General features: G+C 71.8%; 13 protein-coding genes and 1 tRNA gene. 3 read left to right on the top strand and 11 right to left on the bottom strand.

All coding sequences use genetic code 11. The annotated features are described in order from the left end of the window. Positions 1 to 20: 20 nt before the first annotated feature. Positions 21 to 1,307 carry an L-lysine 6-transaminase gene (gene lat / locus ACIBQ1_RS28260; RefSeq protein WP_397282172.1) on the top strand — a complete coding sequence of 429 codons (1,287 nt, stop codon included), beginning with the start codon at positions 21 to 23 and terminating at the stop codon, positions 1,305 to 1,307. Here the strand turns inward: lat and ACIBQ1_RS28255 are convergent. The 9 genes from ACIBQ1_RS28255 to ACIBQ1_RS28215 all read right to left on the bottom strand — a co-directional run bounded on the left by ACIBQ1_RS28255 (position 1,297) and on the right by ACIBQ1_RS28215 (position 11,086). Then, entirely contained in the window at positions 1,297 to 2,517 is a 1,221-nt protein-coding gene (locus ACIBQ1_RS28255; protein WP_397282170.1) for an NAD(P)/FAD-dependent oxidoreductase, read from the bottom strand. The two genes, lat and ACIBQ1_RS28255, sit on opposite strands and share 11 nt — an antisense overlap. Before the next feature lie 102 nt (positions 2,518 to 2,619). After that, entirely contained in the window at positions 2,620 to 2,814 is a 195-nt protein-coding gene (locus ACIBQ1_RS28250) for a LuxR C-terminal-related transcriptional regulator (RefSeq protein WP_345388833.1), read from the bottom strand. A 186-nt stretch (positions 2,815 to 3,000) separates the two neighbouring features. Next, positions 3,001 to 3,076: transfer RNA gene (locus ACIBQ1_RS28245), tRNA-His, on the bottom strand. A 68-nt stretch (positions 3,077 to 3,144) separates the two neighbouring features. Then, a complete protein-coding gene (gene orn / locus ACIBQ1_RS28240; protein WP_397282168.1) occupies positions 3,145 to 3,738 on the bottom strand; it encodes an oligoribonuclease in 594 nt (197 codons plus the stop codon). 68 nt (positions 3,739 to 3,806) lie between these two features. Beyond that, on the bottom strand, positions 3,807 to 4,907 hold the full coding sequence (locus ACIBQ1_RS28235; RefSeq protein ID WP_397282166.1) for a DUF2510 domain-containing protein: 1,101 nt from the start codon (positions 4,905 to 4,907) through the stop codon (positions 3,807 to 3,809). Between the two features lie 49 nt (positions 4,908 to 4,956). After that, a complete protein-coding gene (locus ACIBQ1_RS28230; RefSeq protein WP_397282164.1) occupies positions 4,957 to 6,294 on the bottom strand; it encodes a hypothetical protein in 1,338 nt (445 codons plus the stop codon). 21 nt (positions 6,295 to 6,315) lie between these two features. Continuing rightward, the gene (locus tag ACIBQ1_RS28225; RefSeq protein WP_397282162.1) at positions 6,316 to 7,959 is read right to left on the bottom strand and encodes a serine/threonine-protein kinase; all 1,644 of its coding nucleotides are present in this window, start codon (positions 7,957 to 7,959) and stop codon (positions 6,316 to 6,318) included. A gap of 106 nt (positions 7,960 to 8,065) precedes the next feature. Continuing rightward, positions 8,066 to 10,405 carry a protein kinase gene (locus ACIBQ1_RS28220; RefSeq protein WP_397282160.1) on the bottom strand — a complete coding sequence of 780 codons (2,340 nt, stop codon included), beginning with the start codon at positions 10,403 to 10,405 and terminating at the stop codon, positions 8,066 to 8,068. A 42-nt stretch (positions 10,406 to 10,447) separates the two neighbouring features. Continuing rightward, positions 10,448 to 11,086 carry a pyridoxamine 5'-phosphate oxidase family protein gene (locus ACIBQ1_RS28215; RefSeq protein WP_397282157.1) on the bottom strand — a complete coding sequence of 213 codons (639 nt, stop codon included), beginning with the start codon at positions 11,084 to 11,086 and terminating at the stop codon, positions 10,448 to 10,450. A 71-nt stretch (positions 11,087 to 11,157) separates the two neighbouring features. On the opposite strand from ACIBQ1_RS28215, the gene ACIBQ1_RS28210 reads away from it, so the two are divergent. Together ACIBQ1_RS28210 and ACIBQ1_RS28205 are read left to right on the top strand one after the other, a co-directional pair. Beyond that, positions 11,158 to 12,540 carry a PLP-dependent aminotransferase family protein gene (locus ACIBQ1_RS28210; RefSeq protein ID WP_397282155.1) on the top strand — a complete coding sequence of 461 codons (1,383 nt, stop codon included), beginning with the start codon at positions 11,158 to 11,160 and terminating at the stop codon, positions 12,538 to 12,540. 103 nt (positions 12,541 to 12,643) lie between these two features. Continuing rightward, positions 12,644 to 13,351 (top strand): hypothetical protein, encoded by a 708-nt coding sequence (locus ACIBQ1_RS28205; RefSeq protein WP_397282153.1) that lies wholly within the window; start codon positions 12,644 to 12,646, stop codon positions 13,349 to 13,351. Here the strand turns inward: ACIBQ1_RS28205 and ACIBQ1_RS28200 are convergent. Next, positions 13,332 to 14,465, bottom strand: a complete 1,134-nt coding sequence (locus ACIBQ1_RS28200; protein WP_397282151.1) for a DegT/DnrJ/EryC1/StrS family aminotransferase — start codon at positions 14,463 to 14,465, stop codon at positions 13,332 to 13,334. The two genes, ACIBQ1_RS28205 and ACIBQ1_RS28200, sit on opposite strands and share 20 nt — an antisense overlap. Beyond that, positions 14,462 to 15,544 carry a GNAT family N-acetyltransferase gene (locus ACIBQ1_RS28195; RefSeq protein ID WP_397282149.1) on the bottom strand — a complete coding sequence of 361 codons (1,083 nt, stop codon included), beginning with the start codon at positions 15,542 to 15,544 and terminating at the stop codon, positions 14,462 to 14,464. Before ACIBQ1_RS28195 ends, ACIBQ1_RS28200 begins: the two co-directional genes overlap by 4 nt. Positions 15,545 to 15,684 lie beyond the last annotated feature (140 nt).

The raw sequence follows: 15,684 nt of genomic DNA, 5'->3' as shown, positions 1-15,684 counted from the left end.
CCGAAGCACGTGGAGTCGCCATGGACGTACACGCCCGCCTCGCCCGCCACCTGCTCGTCGACGGCTACCGCCTCGTGCTCGATCTTGAGCTCAGCCGCGGCTCCTGGCTCGTCGACGCCCGAAACGGCCGCCGATACCTCGACTTCTACACGTTCTTCGCCTCCGCCCCGCTCGGCGTGAACCCGCCCTTCGACTCCGACTTCTCCCTCCTGCTCGGCCAGGTGGCCCGGAACAAGCCGGCGAACCCCGACATCTACACCGAGCACCTGGCGGACTTCGTCGACACCTTCGTCCGCGTGCTGGGCGACCCCGAGCTGCCGCACCTGTTCTTCGTCGAGGGCGGCGCGCTGGCCGTCGAGAACGCGCTCAAGACCGCCTTCGACTGGAAGAGCCGTCGCAACGAGGCCGCCGGGCGGTCGCGTGACCTGGGCACCAAGGTCCTGCACCTGACCAAGGCCTTCCACGGCCGCAGCGGCTACACCATGAGCCTCACCAACACCGAGCCGGGCAAGACCGACCGCTTCCCCAAGTTCGACTGGCCGCGGATCGACGTGCCCGCCATCCACTTCGGCGACGTGGAGGCGGCCGAGAAGCGCGCGCTGGCCCAGGCCCGCGAGGCGTTCGAGCGGAATCCGCATGACATCGCCTGCTTCATCGCGGAGCCCATCCAGGGCGAGGGCGGCGACAACCACATGCGGCCCGAGTTCCTGCAGGCCATGCAGCACCTGTGCCACGAGTACGACGCCCTGTTCATCCTCGACGAGGTTCAGACGGGCGGCGGGACGACCGGGACGCCGTGGGCGTACCAGCAGCTGGGTCTCGCTCCGGATGTGGTGGCCTTCGCGAAGAAGGTGCAGGTGGGCGGGATCATGGCAGGCCGCAGGGTCGACCTGGTGCCGGACAACGTGTTCCAGCAGAGCGGGCGGATCAACTCGACCTGGGGCGGCGGCCTGGTGGACATGGTGCGCAGCCGGGGCATCCTGGAGATCGTCGAGCGCGACGGCCTGATCGCCCGCGCCGGCGCCCTCGGCGACGTGCTGATCGAGCGCCTCACCAAGCTGGAGGCCGAGCGCCCCGAGTTGATCTCGAACGTCCGCGGCCGGGGCCTGATGTGCGCGTTCGACCTGCCCGAGCAGGCCGCGCGCGACGCGCTGGTGACCCGCCTCAGGGAGGAGCACGGGGTGCTGGTGCTGCCCTGCGGCCCGCGTTCGATCCGCCTGCGGCCCGCGCTGAACATCCCGGAGGCCGACGTCGACCACGGCCTCCGGGCCCTGTCCGAGGCTCTTACCGCGGCTCTTACTGCGTGACGCTGGTGGCCGAGCGGCGCGGCCCGAAATAGCGCCAGAAGAAGTTCAGCAGCACCGTCATGCGGTTGCGCCCGCCCAGCAGGTACGCCACGTGCACGAGGATCCACACCAGCCAGGCGGGCAGCCCGTACACGATCAGCCCGTTGGACAGCTGCAACACGGCCTCCGCCTTGCCGACGGTGGCCATGATGCCCGGATCCTGATACCTGAACGCCGCCGGTGACCGCCCCCGGTGGACCGCCACGATCTGCCTGCCCACGTGCTCGCCCATCTGGATCGCCGGCTGGGCGAGTTGGGGGAGCGGGTGGGGCGGCCCCGCCAGGTCCCCCGCCACGAAGATCTCGGGATGGTCCGGCACGTTGAGCGCCTCCGTGACCGTGATCCGGCCGCCCTTGCCCTGCGGCAGGCCCCAGTCGCCCGCCTGCTTGGGCGCGGTGACGCCGAGCGCCCACACGGTCACGTCGGACGGCAGCCGCGTGCCGTCGGCCAGCACCACGGCGTCCGGCTCGACGGAGGCCACCGTGGAGCCCAGCCGCAGGCGCACCCCTCTCTTGCGCAGCGCCGCGGCCGCCCTGTCACGCAGCCGCGGCTTGTACGGCGCCAGCACGTATTCGAACCGCTCCACCAGCGTCACGCTGGTCTGGTCCGGCGTGATCTCGGGATGCGTCAGCGGCAGCGTGCGCCGCCGCAGCTCGGCCAGCGTGCCCGCGGTCTCGACCCCGGTCGGGCCGGCGCCGACCACCACGACGTGCACGCTCTTGCGCCGGCCCGCCGCGGTGTCCTCCAGATAGTGCTGGAGCCGGCGGCGCAGCGCCGTCGCGTCGCCGAGCGAGTAGATGGGCAGCGCGTTCTCCTGTGAGCCCTCGATGCCGAGCCAGTTGGTGGTGACGCCGGTGCCCAGCACGAGGTAGTCGTACTCGACCCCGGTGCCGTCGTCGAGCTCCACGCGCCGCTCGGCCGGGATGATCTTGCTCAGCGCGGCCCGGCGCGTTCGCACATTGGGCCATCTGGCGGCGAACGTGCGGATCGGGTACGACACGTCCCCGCTGCTCATGCTGGCGGTGGCCACCTGGTAGAGGAGGGGCTGGAAAGTCGCGTACGGGTTGCGGTCGACGAGCGTCACCAGCGCTCCGGCCCTGGCCAATTCCTTGGTGGCGGCCAGCCCGGCGAATCCCGCGCCCACCACCACGACTCGCGGTCTTTGCACCATGCCAAGGGATCTGCCCCTGAACGCGCTCACGGAACCGGCGCACCGGTGGGCGGCCCGCCGGGTCGGGAGGCGGGCCGCTCGCGATGGTTCACGGAAAGCGGGCTACTCCTGGCGGGACAGCCACAGGCCGATGGCGGTGACCCGGGAGTCCACCCCTAGCTTGGCGTAGATGCGATTGACGTGGTTCTTGACCGTCTTCTCGCTGAGGAACAGCCGTTGCGCGATCTGCCCGTTGGACTGACCGGTGGCGATCAGATCCATGACCTCGGCTTCACGCTTGCTCAGGGACGTGAACACGCTATCGAACGCTGCGTCGTCGACTCTCATCCGGCCTCCGGGGGGCGCGCAGACGGTCAGATCGCCGATGGCCCCCGTGCTTCCGGCGTTAGCGGTAGACAGCGAGCATAACTCGCATTGTCATGATTTGGGGGCGTTGTTGGGAGAAAACGACAACGGCCGGTCCTTCCGGACCGGCCGTGCGCTTGGGGTGAGTGAAGGGACTTGAACCCTCGACATCCAGGACCACAACCTGGCGCTCTGCCAACTGAGCTACACCCACCATGAGCCACCGCTGTGTGGTGGCACAGGAAAAGTGTAGCGGGGTTCGGGAGTCTTTACGCCACTCCTTTAGCCGCTGACACGCTCTGCCAGGGATCTCGCGGTCGCGGAGTCGGGCCCGGGCTGGGCGACGAAGATCGACGCGCGGTAGTAGCGAAGCTCCCTGATGCTCTCCGTGATGTCGGCCAGAGCCCGGTGCCCGCCCTGCTTTTCGGGCGCCGCGAAGTAGACGCGAGGATACCAGCGGCGCACCAGCTCCTTGATCGACGAGACGTCGATCATCCGGTAATGCAGGTAGCCGTCGACCCCGGGCATGTCGCGCGAGATGAACGTGCGGTCGGTGCCGATCGAATTGCCGCACAGCGGCGCCTTCTTCGGCTCGGGGATGTGCCGGCGGATGTAGTCGAGCACGACCGACTCGGCCTCCGCCAGCGTAACGCCGCCCGCCAGCTCGGGCAGGAGCCCCGAGGCGGTGTGCATCTCGCGCACGACCTGCGACATCTGCTCCAGCGACTCGGGCGGCGGCTTGATGACCACGTCGACACCGTCGTCCAGCTGATTGAGCTCGCTGTCGGTGATGACGCACGCCACCTCGACGAGCGCGTCGCGCCCCAGGTCGAGCCCGGTCATCTCGCAGTCGATCCAGACCAGCAAGTCACTCATTCGATCTCCTCGCCCAGCGGCTCGGAGCAATCCGCCCGCTTGTTACCCCACCAGCCTAGTGCCACCGATTAGGCGGACTTTAGCGAGCTGAGAACCTTGGCCAGCACGTCGGTGCCCAGATTGTCGGGAACGGAGGCGTACACGATGGTCGGCCGCTGCCCGTCGCCGCGGTCCATGAGCACGATCGCGCCGTTCTCCTTCTTCCACTTGTAGCCCTTCTCCTCCGAGACCTTGGAGAAGTCGAGCTGGAACTGCAGCACCCAGGCGTCCTTGTCGCCGATCTTCATCGCCTTGTCCTCCACCACTTTGGTCTCGTGGGTGAGCTGGTAGAACCTGGTGGAGAAGTCGACGAAGACCGCTTTGGCCGTGTCACCCATGCCGGAGACGCCGGAATAGGGGTAGAGCTCGTTGAGCTGCCCCGAGTAGATGTTGCCGATCCAGTCGCCCTCGCCGTCGTACTTCGCCTGCGAGACGGCCTGCGCCGCGCCCGACCACAGCTGCTGGGTCGGAGTCGGGTTCGGGCCGTTGACCTGGGCGGGCTCGGGCACGGTCCAGTTGGCGGGCACCTCGAAGGAGACGCCGGCCTGCGGGTCGGTGACGCGGCCGCTGACCGGCTGGGGCAGCTCGGTGACGCCCTGGGAGGGCTGCGGTTCGCTCGACGGGGGCTCCTGGCTGGGCGGCTCCTCCTGCTCGAACGTGTCGGCCGGCGTCGGGCGCGAGGCCGTCGGCGAGGAGCTGGTGTTGATGAAGAAGATGCCGGCCACCACGATCAGCACGACCACCACCAGCGCCGCCAGACCCCCGAACACCCAGGGCAGCGGGTTGGACTGCTTCGGCGGCGGGCCGTAGGTCACTCCCGGCAGGGGCGGGCCGCCCCACTGGGTGGGCGCCGTGGGCTGCCCGTAGGTCGGCTGCCCGTAGGTCGGCTGGCCGAACTGGAGGGTGGGGTTCGCGGGCGTCGCCGACCAGTCGGGGCTCGACTGGGGCTGCGGCTGCGGCTGGGACTGAGGTTGCGGCTGCGGCTGCGGCCCGGAGGGCTGCTGCGGGGGCCGGCCCGGCCCGGGTTGCTGCGCGTGGAGGGCGTCGGTCCACTGGGTGCCGTCCCACCAGCGGAGCTGGGGCTCTCCGTACGGGTCCGGGTACCAGCCCGCGGGGGTCTGCGTGGTCATGTTCGCCAGATTAGTAAGAACCTCCTTGATATGCATTGTCGCGAGGCCATCAGCACTTGTAGGTGAAGCTCGCCTTGTCGCTGCGCACCGGGCCGGGCGTCAGGATCCGGAGCGTGGCGGTGGCCTTGACGTTGCTCCTGCCCTGGAGCGTCCACCGGAGCGGCACCTCGTACGTCGTCTGGTCCGCCTTCGTGCGCAGCGTGCCCTTGACGACCTCCTTGTCCAGGTTCTTGCGCCACTCGTAGGTGATCTCGCCGGGCGCCCCGTTGGTGACCACCGTGCCCGTGATCAGGACGGCCTTGTTGCAGCCCTGGGTCTTCTTCGGCGCCGCCACGTCGATCGACTCCACCGCCAGCTCCGGCGTGTTCCCCACGTAGAACCAGGCCAGGACCGCCCCCGCCATGATGACCGCGAAGAGGGCCGAGGCGGTGATCGTGCGCCGCCGCCGCTTCCGCGAGGCCTTGGCCAGCCTGACGCCGGGACGGTGCTCGGTCGCGGCCTGGTCGCGCCCGGCCCGCCAGATCCGCTCGGCCGTCGTCTCCGGCCGCTGCTCCTGCGTGTGGACCCCCGGCCCGAACTGCACCGGCCCCGAGGACCGGCCCGGGACGTGCAGCAGCGTGACGATGTCGCCCTCGTCCCTGGGCGGCAGGACGGGCGGTGGCGCGAACGCGCGCGCCTGGGCGAACGCCGACCTTCCGCGGGCGGCCTGCGCCAGCCCCTCCCTGCCGACGGCCTGGCCGGCCAGCATGTCGCGGGCGGCGGCCAGGCCCAGGGTCCCGGCCGTGACCGCGGCCCGTTCGAACAGCTCGGCGACCTCCGGCCGGCCCGGCCCGAGCTGGGCGGCCAGCCCGCGCGCCAGCGACGCCCACCCGGACGCGTCCCGCTCGCGCGGGGCCACCTGGCCGCGGATGGCGTCGGACAGCCCGCGTTCGGACAGCAGCGCGGCGCCCTCCGCCGTGACCACCACCGTGCCCGGGTGCACGGACCCGTGCGTGACCCCGGCCGCGTGCAGGGCGATGAGCGTCTGGGCGGTCTCCACCAGCACGGACGTCGCGCCCGGCGGGTCGATCGGCCCGACGGCGAGCAGATCGGACAACGTGGGGCTGACCGCCTGCGCGGTGAGCAGCCACACCTGGTCGCCCGCCGCCACCACGTCGGCCACCGGGATCAGCCCGGTCAGCCCGCCCAGCACCAGCCGCTGGTCGGTCATGACCGCGTGCACCACCCGGTCACGCACGCCGGGCAGCGCGATGATCTTCGGGTCGAACAGCAGCGCCCCCGCCCTGCGGCCATCGGGCGAGATCGCGTCGATCCAGTTGCCGACCTCGGTCAGCCAGGTGTGCTCAGTGAGCCGGAAACCGGCGATTCCGTGTGCAGAGTTGTTCATCGCCGTTCCCCCCGGCGCGTCTCAGCGCTTCCTTCTGTGGCGTCCCGCCAAACGGCGTTTCACCGCAAGTGTGACCGGAACCGCGCCGGACGTCACCAGGCCCAAGCCGATCAGCGCGGCCTGCGCGTCGCTCGAACGATCGACCCTGGGCTGCTCGGGCGACGGCTCCTCACCTTCACTGCCTCCGCTGCCTCCGCCCTCTCCGCCGTCCCCGGGTGGCTGGCTGGGCGTGGGCCGGGTCGGCGGGGTCGTGGTCGCGGGCGGCGTCGGTGTGGGCGCGGCCGAGGTGGGCAGGGTCTCGCCCTCGGGGTCGTGGGGCGTGCCGGTGATCTGGGGCTGCTCCGGAGAGGGGGTCGGGGTCGCCTTCTTGGGTTTGGCGGGCGTCTTGACGCGGGTGGGGACGGGCTTGGGCGTGGGTGTGCGCGTCGGCCGCCGCGTGGGGCGCGTGGAGACGGTCGGCTGCACGGGCGGCGGCGCGGCGCTCTCCGTCGGCGTCGCCTCCGGGGTGGTCGGCCCGGCCGAGGGAGTGGGCGCCGGCTCCTCGGTCTCCTCGGTCTCCTCGGGTTCCGGCGTCGCGGGCACGGCCGTGGTCGGGGAGACCGTGCTGGTCTGCGCCCGCAGCTCCGGCTCCTCCGCAGAGGTGTTGGCGATGACCACGGCCACGGCGACCAGCACGCCGACGGCGGTCGCGCCGAGGGCGATCTTCGTGGGCAGCTTGCCGAGGACGCCGGACCGGTCGCCGAACCGGGTCTCGGCCAGCGAGGTCTGCGTCTGGGCCGGCTCGTCGAGCGCGGTCGGGAAGAGCACGACCAGCAGGCCGGCGAGCGCGGCCAGGCGGCGCCGTCCGCGCTCCTCCCAGTCGGGCCCGTACCCCTCGGCCGCGACCGCCTCCAGCTCGATCAGGAACGCGTCCGCGGACACGGGCCGGTGGGCCGGGTCCTTGGCCAGGCCGCGCTCGATGAGGCTGCGCAGCTGCGCGGGCACCTCCTCCACCGGGGGCGGCGAGCTCTGGTGCTGGCGGGCCAGGGCCGCGATGTTGGGGGCGCGGAAGGGCCGGGTCCCGGTCAGGCACTCGAAGAACACGACGGTGGCCGCGTACACGTCGGTCGAGGGCCCGGGAGGGCTGCCCGACCACTGCTCGGGCGCCATGTACGGTGGCGTGCCCGCGGCGCTCGCGCCCTCGCCCGCCCGCACCGCGATGCCGAAGTCCACGAGCTTGCTGGTGCCGTCGCCCTGGACCATGACGTTCTCGGGCTTGAAGTCGCGGTGGACGACGCCGATCGCGTGCGCCGAGGCCAGACCTTGGAGCGATCCCTTCAGGACGGTCAGCGCCGCCTCCGGGCCTGTGGGGCCCTCGGATCTGAGGATCTCGCGCAGCGACACCCCGTTGATCAGCTCCATGACGATCGCCGCGCCCCGGCCGGACTCGACGTAGTCGATCAACCGGGCGTGGAACTGGCTCTGGAGCGTGCCCAGCAGCCGGGCCTCGTGCCGGAAGCGGGCGACGAACCCCACGTCGGACTTCAGCTCGTCGTTGAGGTACTTGATGGCCACCTCGGCGCCGTCGTGGTCACGCCTGGCCAGGACCACTCTCCCGGCCGCGCCCGAGCCCAGCTCGCGGACCTCGGTGTAGCCGGGGACCCCCCACTGCCCTTCACCGTGCATAACGGTCTCCTCTGGAGTCTGCCGGGCCCCCACCCTCATCAAACGGCCGTAGCTTAACCAGAGGGAACCGCTTTCCCGCTACCGATATCCCTATTAGTCACAAATGTCACCCAATGTTGTCGTCTGTGTCGGGGCTGGGGGTCTTGCTGGGTTCCTCCTCCTTGGGCGGCTCCTCTTCCCTCGGGCACTCCTCCGTGGCGCCGCTCGCGCTGTCGCTCCCGTTGCCCGCCGCCGGGTCGGTGGAGGCCGTCACGGACCACTTCGTGCCGCAGGGGAGCTTGACGGCGCGGCTCAGGGTCCTGGTGTACGACGTGGCGCCGGACAGGGTGACCGACTCCGTGCCCCCGCCCTCGCCGGCCGAGAACGACACGACGAGCCGTACCGGCTGGGTGCTCGACGTGGTCACCGAGACGGTCGCGACGAGCCCGCCCTCGCCCGGGCCTGCCCTGACGATCGAGACCCGCTCCACCCGCGGCGGGCAGGGCACCGAGGCCCGCGCGGTGGCGGTCCTGTCACCGGCGCGCACCCGCACCGACAGCGTCGCGCCGCACGGGCGAGACCTGAAGGCGTGGGTGAACGAGCGCGCGTAGGAGGTCCGGCCGGACAGGGTCGCGGAACGGGTGCCGACCGGATCGCCGTTGACCGCGAACTGGGCCTCGACGGGGATCTCCCCGGTGCCGCTCGCGGTCACCCGCACCGCCGCCTGGGCGGTGCGGCCCGGCGCCGCGGGCAGGTCCAGCGAGACGCGCAGGCCGGTCACCCTCGTCGGGCAGGGCGGCACGGACAGCGAGGCCGACCTGGCGCCTCCGGGGGTCGCCGGGGAGGTGGCGACGGTCAGCGTCACCGTGCTGCCGCAGGGGCGCTCGCCGATGGACCAGGTGAGCGTGCGGGTGTAGGACCTGGCGCCGGCCAGCCGCAGGCGCTGGGTGCGGCCGCCCGTGCCGGGGGCCGTCCAGGTCGCGGTGGCGGTGACGGCGGCGGTGCCGCTGGTGCGCACGGTGACCGTGGCCTCGGCGTCGCCGTCCTCGTCGACCGTGAGGCCGCCCACGTTCACGCCGAGCACGCCGGTCACGGGATCGGGGGTGGGGGTGGGCGTAGGCGTCGGGGTCGGGGTGGGGGTCGGCGTGGGCGTCGGCTTGGGAGTGGGCGTCGGCGTGGCCTTCTTGGTGGGCTTGGGCGTCTTGACCGGCTTGGTGATCGTCGGCGTGCTGACCGGGGTCTTCTTGGGGGTCTTCACCGGGGTCTTGACGGGGGTGTTCACGGGGACGACCGCCTTGGGCGTGCTCGCGGGCGTCGCCTTCGGGGTGGCCTCGGGTGTGGTTTCCGGGGTGGCCTCCGGCGTCGCCTCCCGCGTGGTCGGCGGGTCGGCCGCCGGCTCCGTCGTGAACTGCGACGGCGGTACGGCCGCCGCCGCGCCGATCGGCTCCGTGGGCGGCGACTGGCGGTTGGCCAGCACGACCACCACCGCCACGGCGGTCGCCACGGCCACGGCGCCGGCCATGGCCACGCGTGCCACGTTCGAGCGCATGCCCCGGAAGACCGTGCGGGCCAGCGAGGTGGTCACCTCGGGGACGGTCGTCTGGGGCGTGGGCAGCAGCAGCGCCAGCAGGGCCACGAGCGCGGCCAGGCGCCGCTTGCCGCGCTCCTCCCAGTCCTCGCCGTACGCCGCCCTGGCCACGGTCTCCAGCTCCGCCACGAACGCGTGCGCGCTCGCCGGCCGCCGCGCGGGGTCCTTGGCCAGCCCGCGCCTGACCAGCTCGCGCACCGGCTCCGGCGCGTCGTGGAACGGTACGGGGGCGTGCACGTGCTGGTAGCCGAGCACGCTCGGCTCGGTGGACCGGTAGGGCCGGTGGCCCGTCAGGCACTCGAAGAAGACGGCCGTGGCCGCGTACACGTCGGTCGCGGGGGAGGCGGGCCGCCCCTCCCACAGCTCGGGCGCCATGTACGGCGGCGTGCCCTCCGGGTGCGCGAGCGTGCCCTGCCGCACCGCGATGCCGAAGTCGACGAGCTTGCTGACCCCGTCGTCCCTGACGATCACGTTCTCGGGCTTGTAGTCCCGGTGCACGAGTCCGAGGTCGTGCGCCCTGGCCAGCCCGAGCAGCGACCCCTTCAGCACCACCAGCGCCGCCTCGGGCTCGGTCGTGCCGTTCTCGCGCAGCAGGGCCCGCAACGAGACGCCGTTGACCAGCTCCATCACGATGGCGGCGCCGCCGTAGTCCTGGACGTACTCCCACATCGTCGCGATGTTCGGGTCGCGCAGCGTGATCAGCAGCCGCGCCTCCGCCTGGAACCTGGCCAGCGCGGCGGGATCTCGCAGCAACTTCTCGGACAGGTATTTGACGGCGACCTTGACGCCGGTCTCGTCGTGTACGGCCAGCGCCACCCGCCCGCTGGCGCCCGCCCCTAGTTGTCTGACTTCCGTATAGCCGGGAGCGCTCCACTCCATCGCCGTCTCCCATCAGGAGCAGGTGGTGCCTGCTTAATGGAACTACTCCCGACGGAGGATGTGAACAGGCGCATCGATACCTTCTGGGAGCACCGGATCTGGCTCGGGTTCGCCCCAGGAGGTGACCAGGGGCAGCACCCCGGCCCAAACCGGCAGGTCGTAGTCCTCTTCCTCGTCCTTGGGCCCGCCACGCCTGATCTTGACCGACGCCTCCTCCAACGACAGGGCGAGCACGGCGGTGGCGGCGAGCTCCTTGCGGTTGGGCCGCCTGACGTAGTCCCACTGCCCGGGCGCGAGCTGCTCGGACAGGGCCCGCAGCCCCGCCGTCCGCTCCTCCGGGTCCGTCACGAGCCTGGCGCGGCCGTAGATGACCGCCGAACGGTAGTTGACCGAGTGGTGGAAGACGGAGCGGGCCAGCACGATCCCGTCCACGTGCGTGACCGTGACGCACACCTCGCCCCCGCCGCCGGCGCGCAGCGACGTGGCCCCCGTGGAGCCGTGCAGGTAGAGGGTGTCGCCGATGCGGCCGTAGCCGGTGGGGACGACCATGGGGTGTCCGTTCACGACCACGCCCAGGTGGCAGACCAGTCCGGTGTCGAGCACCTCGTAGAGATCGTTCCTGTCGCTGCTGCCGCGCTCTTTCGAGCGGCCGAGCGTGGTACGGGAAGTGGTGGAGAGCATGATTCGACCGTAACCACGAAGTGGACCTATCCTGTAGGGCCACTATCGAGCCCTTCGCGGAGACCACTTCCGTGCGTACCCATGTTGACCTGCCCGTATCCCTATCACGTGACTCCGGCGCGCCGCTGACCGCGCAGCTCGCCGGCTGGCTGCGGCGCGCCATGCTGGACGGCACGCTGGCGCCCGGCGAGCGGCTGCCGTCCACGCGTTCCCTGGCGGCCCAGCTCGCGGTGAGCAGGACCGTGATCACGGAGGCGTACCAGCAGCTGTACGCCGAGGGCTGGCTGGACGGGCGGCACGGCTCCGGGACGTTCGTGGCCGACATGGAGGTCACCCGGCCGCCGCGCGAGGAGGCGCCGTACGTGCCCGCGCCGCCGCCCGCCCCCAGCGACTGGATCGACCTCACGCCCGGCCGGCCCTGGGTGCGCGACTACGACCGGGCGGCGTGGAAGCGGGCCTGGCGCAAGGCCGCCGACCTGCCGCCGGGCGACGATCCCACCCCGTACGGCCTGCCGCGGCTCAGAGAGCTGCTGGCCGACCACCTGAGGCGGGCCAGGGGCATGGCCGTCGGCCCCGAGAACATCCTGGTCACCAGAGGCACCGGCAACGGGCTCGACCTGTGCGCGCTGGCCCTGCTCGGCACCGGCACGCGGGCCGGCGTCGAGGACCCGGGCTACCACGCGGCGCGGACGGTCTTCGCGGCCAGGGGCGCCGAGGTGGTGCCGTGCCCGGTGGACGAGGACGGCGTGATCGTGGACGGGCTCCCCGGCGACCTCCGCGTGCTCTACACCACGCCCGCGCACCAGTACCCCCTGGGCGGGCGGCTGCCGATCCCGCGCCGGGAGCGGTTGCTGGCCTGGGCCAGGAGCACGGGCGCGACGATCGTCGAGGACGACTACGACGCGGAGTTCCGCTACGACGTCGCCCCGCTGCCCGCCCTCTACGGTCTCGACCCGTCGCGGGTCGTGCTCCTCGGCACGCTCTCCAAGACGCTCGCTCCCGACGTGGGCGTCGGCTGGCTGGTGGCCGCTCCCGAGCTGGTCGCCACCATCGCCGGCCTGCGGCGCAGCGTCGGCGACCGCACCAGCGGGCCCGTCCAGCAGGCCGTGGTCAACCTGCTGGAGCACGGGGACCTCGACCGGCACCTGCGCAGGATGCGCCTGGAGTACGCCCGCCGCCGCGCCGCGGTCGTGGAGCTCCTGGGGCCCGTCTGCCGCCTGCGCGGCGACACGGCGGGGCTGCACGTGGTGGCCGAGCTGCCCTCGCCGGCGGCGCCGGACGTGGTCGAGCGGGCCAGGCGGCGCGGCGTCCTGCTCGACTCCATCGACCGCCACCACCACGGGCGGGCGCGGGTGCACGGCCTGGTGATCGGCTACGGCTCCGCCTCGCTCGCCGACGTCCGCCGCGGCTGCCGCATCCTCGCCGACCTCATCCGCTCCGCCCACCCCCGGTAGCCCGGCCCCGGCCGGAGCGCTGCGGGTCACGTCAGGTGCTCAGGGCGGAATTGAGTAGCCGGACCCTCGCCCCCGCAAGCGCCCCCACAGCATGCTGAACCCCATGAAATGGTGGCTACTCCTCGCGTCCCTGATCGTCACGTTGCTCACCGTCTGGCTGATCCTCTACGCGGGAGTGGCGCTGTCCACGCTCCTGTCTCTGGGGGCCGGCGCGGTCAGCCTGCTCTGGCTGGTCGTCATCCTGACCGTCCCGTGGAACCTGTGCCTGGCCGCCCGCCACGTCCTGCACGAGATCCAGGTGTCCAGGGAGGCCGGCATCGAGGTGGCCCAGCACCGCGAGGACGAGGCGCGGCGCATCGCCCGGCGCATGCTCGTGCTCGCGATCTCCGGCCACGTCGCGTCCGCCGCCGTGATCGCGGTCGTCACCTTCTTCGCGGGGGCCCGGATCGGCTACTACTTCTCCGGCTTCTACCTGCTGGCCACCGGGTTCCGGCCGATCGCGGCGTACACCAAGCACCTGCGCGACCGGGTCAGGACGCTCGGGCAGGAGGTGCGCTACCCGCGCGCGGACGTGCTCGCCCTGCGCGACCGGGTGTCCGAGCTGGAGACGGTCACGCAGGGCCTCAGAAGGGACGTCGAGGACCTGAACGCCGCCCGCCGGGGTCTGGAGGTGGCCGACCACGATCTGGGCCGCAGGATGACGCTCATGGCCCGCCGGTTCGACGAGACCGTGGACGGGCTGAACGACAACCAGGAGGTGATCACGGGGCTGAAGGCGTTCCTGCGGCTGATCAGGACGGACCCTGCGTAGGGGGCTTGAGGTCGCGCAGGACGGGCAGGGCGCGGGCGGCGTACACCGGGTCCACGGGCAGCACGTGCCGCGCCCACCAGCGCGCGGGCCCGGGGTCGGGGGACGGCTCGGTGAAGGCGGGGGCGTAGTCGTCGTACGGCGGGTCGTACAGGTAGCCCGTGGCCACCCCGCGCCGCTCCAGCTCGGCGATGGCCGCGTCCCTGTCGCGCACCAGGAGCGGCACGCGGAACAGCGGCTGGCGCACGTTGTCGCGCACGGCGGGCGCGACCGTGGGCAGCTCGGCCAGGGCCGCGACGCCCGCCAGCCGCCGCCCGCGGTCGGCGGCCACCTTGGCCAGGCGCCTGGACTGGTACCAGCGGGCCACCCGGCCGCGGCGGGCGCGGTAGTCGTGCAGGTCGGCGCGTACCCAGGGGTCGAAGGGCGGCAGCTCGGGGATCCGCTCCAGCGCCTGCTTCAGGGCCTCGGGATCCAGCGGGATGCGGTAGCCCTCGCGCTCCTCCTGCATGCCGAGCGCGCGCATGAGCCTGAGCGCGGGGCGTACGAGGTCGAGCCTGAGCGCCACCTGGCGGGCCATCGAGGTGGCCACGCCGATCAGGTCGGCCAGTGGCGAGCCGGGGGCCAGCAGGGCGTCACGGGCACGCTGGAGCGCGCGCAGGTCGGACTCGTGCTCGACGGCCAGGACGCCGCCCGAGCCCGCCCCCGGGTGCTTGGAGAGGCTGAACACCCCGGCCTGGCCGAAGGTCCCCAGCGGCCGGCCGCCGACGCTCGTCTCCATGGCGTGCGCCACATCCTCGATCAGGATTTTTCCGGACATTTTTCCGGACAAGGAGAGGGCGTCGTCGGGCAGGCCGTACAGGTTGGTCGTCAGGACGGCGTCCACCGCGGCGAGGTCGACGCGGGAGACGTCGATGTTGCCGTCGCGCGGGGACAGCGGCGCGATCACCGGGCGCAGGCCGGCCGCGAGCACCAGGAACAGGATCTCGTCGGCCGAGATCGGCGACATGAGCAGCCGCTGGCCCGGCTCGCACCAGTGGCGTAACGCCAGGTAGAGGCCGAGGCGGTTGGAGGGGAGCGCCAGGCAGCGACGGCCCGTGCGCTCCTCGACGAGCCTCACCCTTGCAGGACGGTACGCAGCCGCCCGTAGGTCTTCAGCGCCCTGTCGGCGGTCTTGAGCAGGAACGGGTTGGCCATCACCGTGGCGCGCGTCTTGCGCACCGGCACCCGCATCATCCAGTGGACCCCGGCCGCCGCGCCGATCCTGGCCACCCGCCCCTCGGCCACTTCGAGCTGGCCCGTCTTGAGCTTGTCCTTGTACTCCTTCTCGCCCCGGCCCATGTCGATCACCTCGATGCCGTTCGCCGCCGCCTGCTCGGCCATCGCCAGATGGTGGATGAGACCGGGGGAGTACTTGGCGAAATGGGTGTCATAGGCGGGGAACCACCCGGCGAGCGTCGTACGCGTACGGAGGCCGAAATGCCCGGCCACCGGCCGCCCGTCCGCGTAGACCATGTCGAGCACCCCGGCGAAGCTCTCCGACTGGGTGGCCAGCAGCCGCTCGACCAGCTCCACGATCCACCGGTGCGCGAACCTGTCGGTGCGCCCGGTGCGGCGGTACTGGTCGGTCTTCCAGCCGAGCAGCGTGTGCAGGGGCGCCAGGTCGGTGGTCGCGTAGTCGTGGCTCATCGTCCCGGCCTCGCGCTGCAGCTTGCGGGACTTGGCCAGGGTGGTCTTGTACGTCTTGCCGGAGTGCTCCCTGAGCGTGTCGGTGTAGTGCTCGTAGCCGCCGCGCAGATCGATGATCGGCGACGGGTGCCTCTCGTGCCGCTCGCTCAGCAGCGGCTGGCCGGAGACCAGATGGTCGAACTCGTACACCGCCAGCCCGCACTCCTTGATGAGGCGGCGCGGGTCGACGGGGAGGTCTTTGGCACGTACCATCCCCTGCGCGTCGGTCAGCCCCGCGGCGACTGGTTTACCGATGCCCAGGGGATGTCGTTCGAAGGGGAAGAAGCCCACGATGTCTGGGCCGTCGTAGAGGACCGCGACCCGTACGACATTTCGGAGTTCGCCCACCGTGATGGTGAATTCCGGGGACAAGAAGGGGCTGTCGAGCGCAGGGTCTGCCGCCTGCAGCTCCCGCCAGCGGCTCACTTCGGATTGTCCCAGCTCACGGGGCAGGGCAAGGGTGACGCGCATGGGCTCCTACCGTCGGCATGCCACTGTGTCTCAAGCTTGAGGGGGGACCTGTACGGCCAGGGTAAAGGGTATTACCAGAACTGCTGTAACCGCAGGTCCCGAACGTTACCTAACTCCCAGGTGGTGTTCAGGACCGAGTG

This window comes from Nonomuraea sp. NPDC050153 (genome assembly GCF_044460125.1).
Lineage (GTDB): Bacteria > Actinomycetota > Actinomycetes > Streptosporangiales > Streptosporangiaceae > Nonomuraea.
This window is presented reverse-complemented; position numbering and strand designations above follow the sequence as displayed.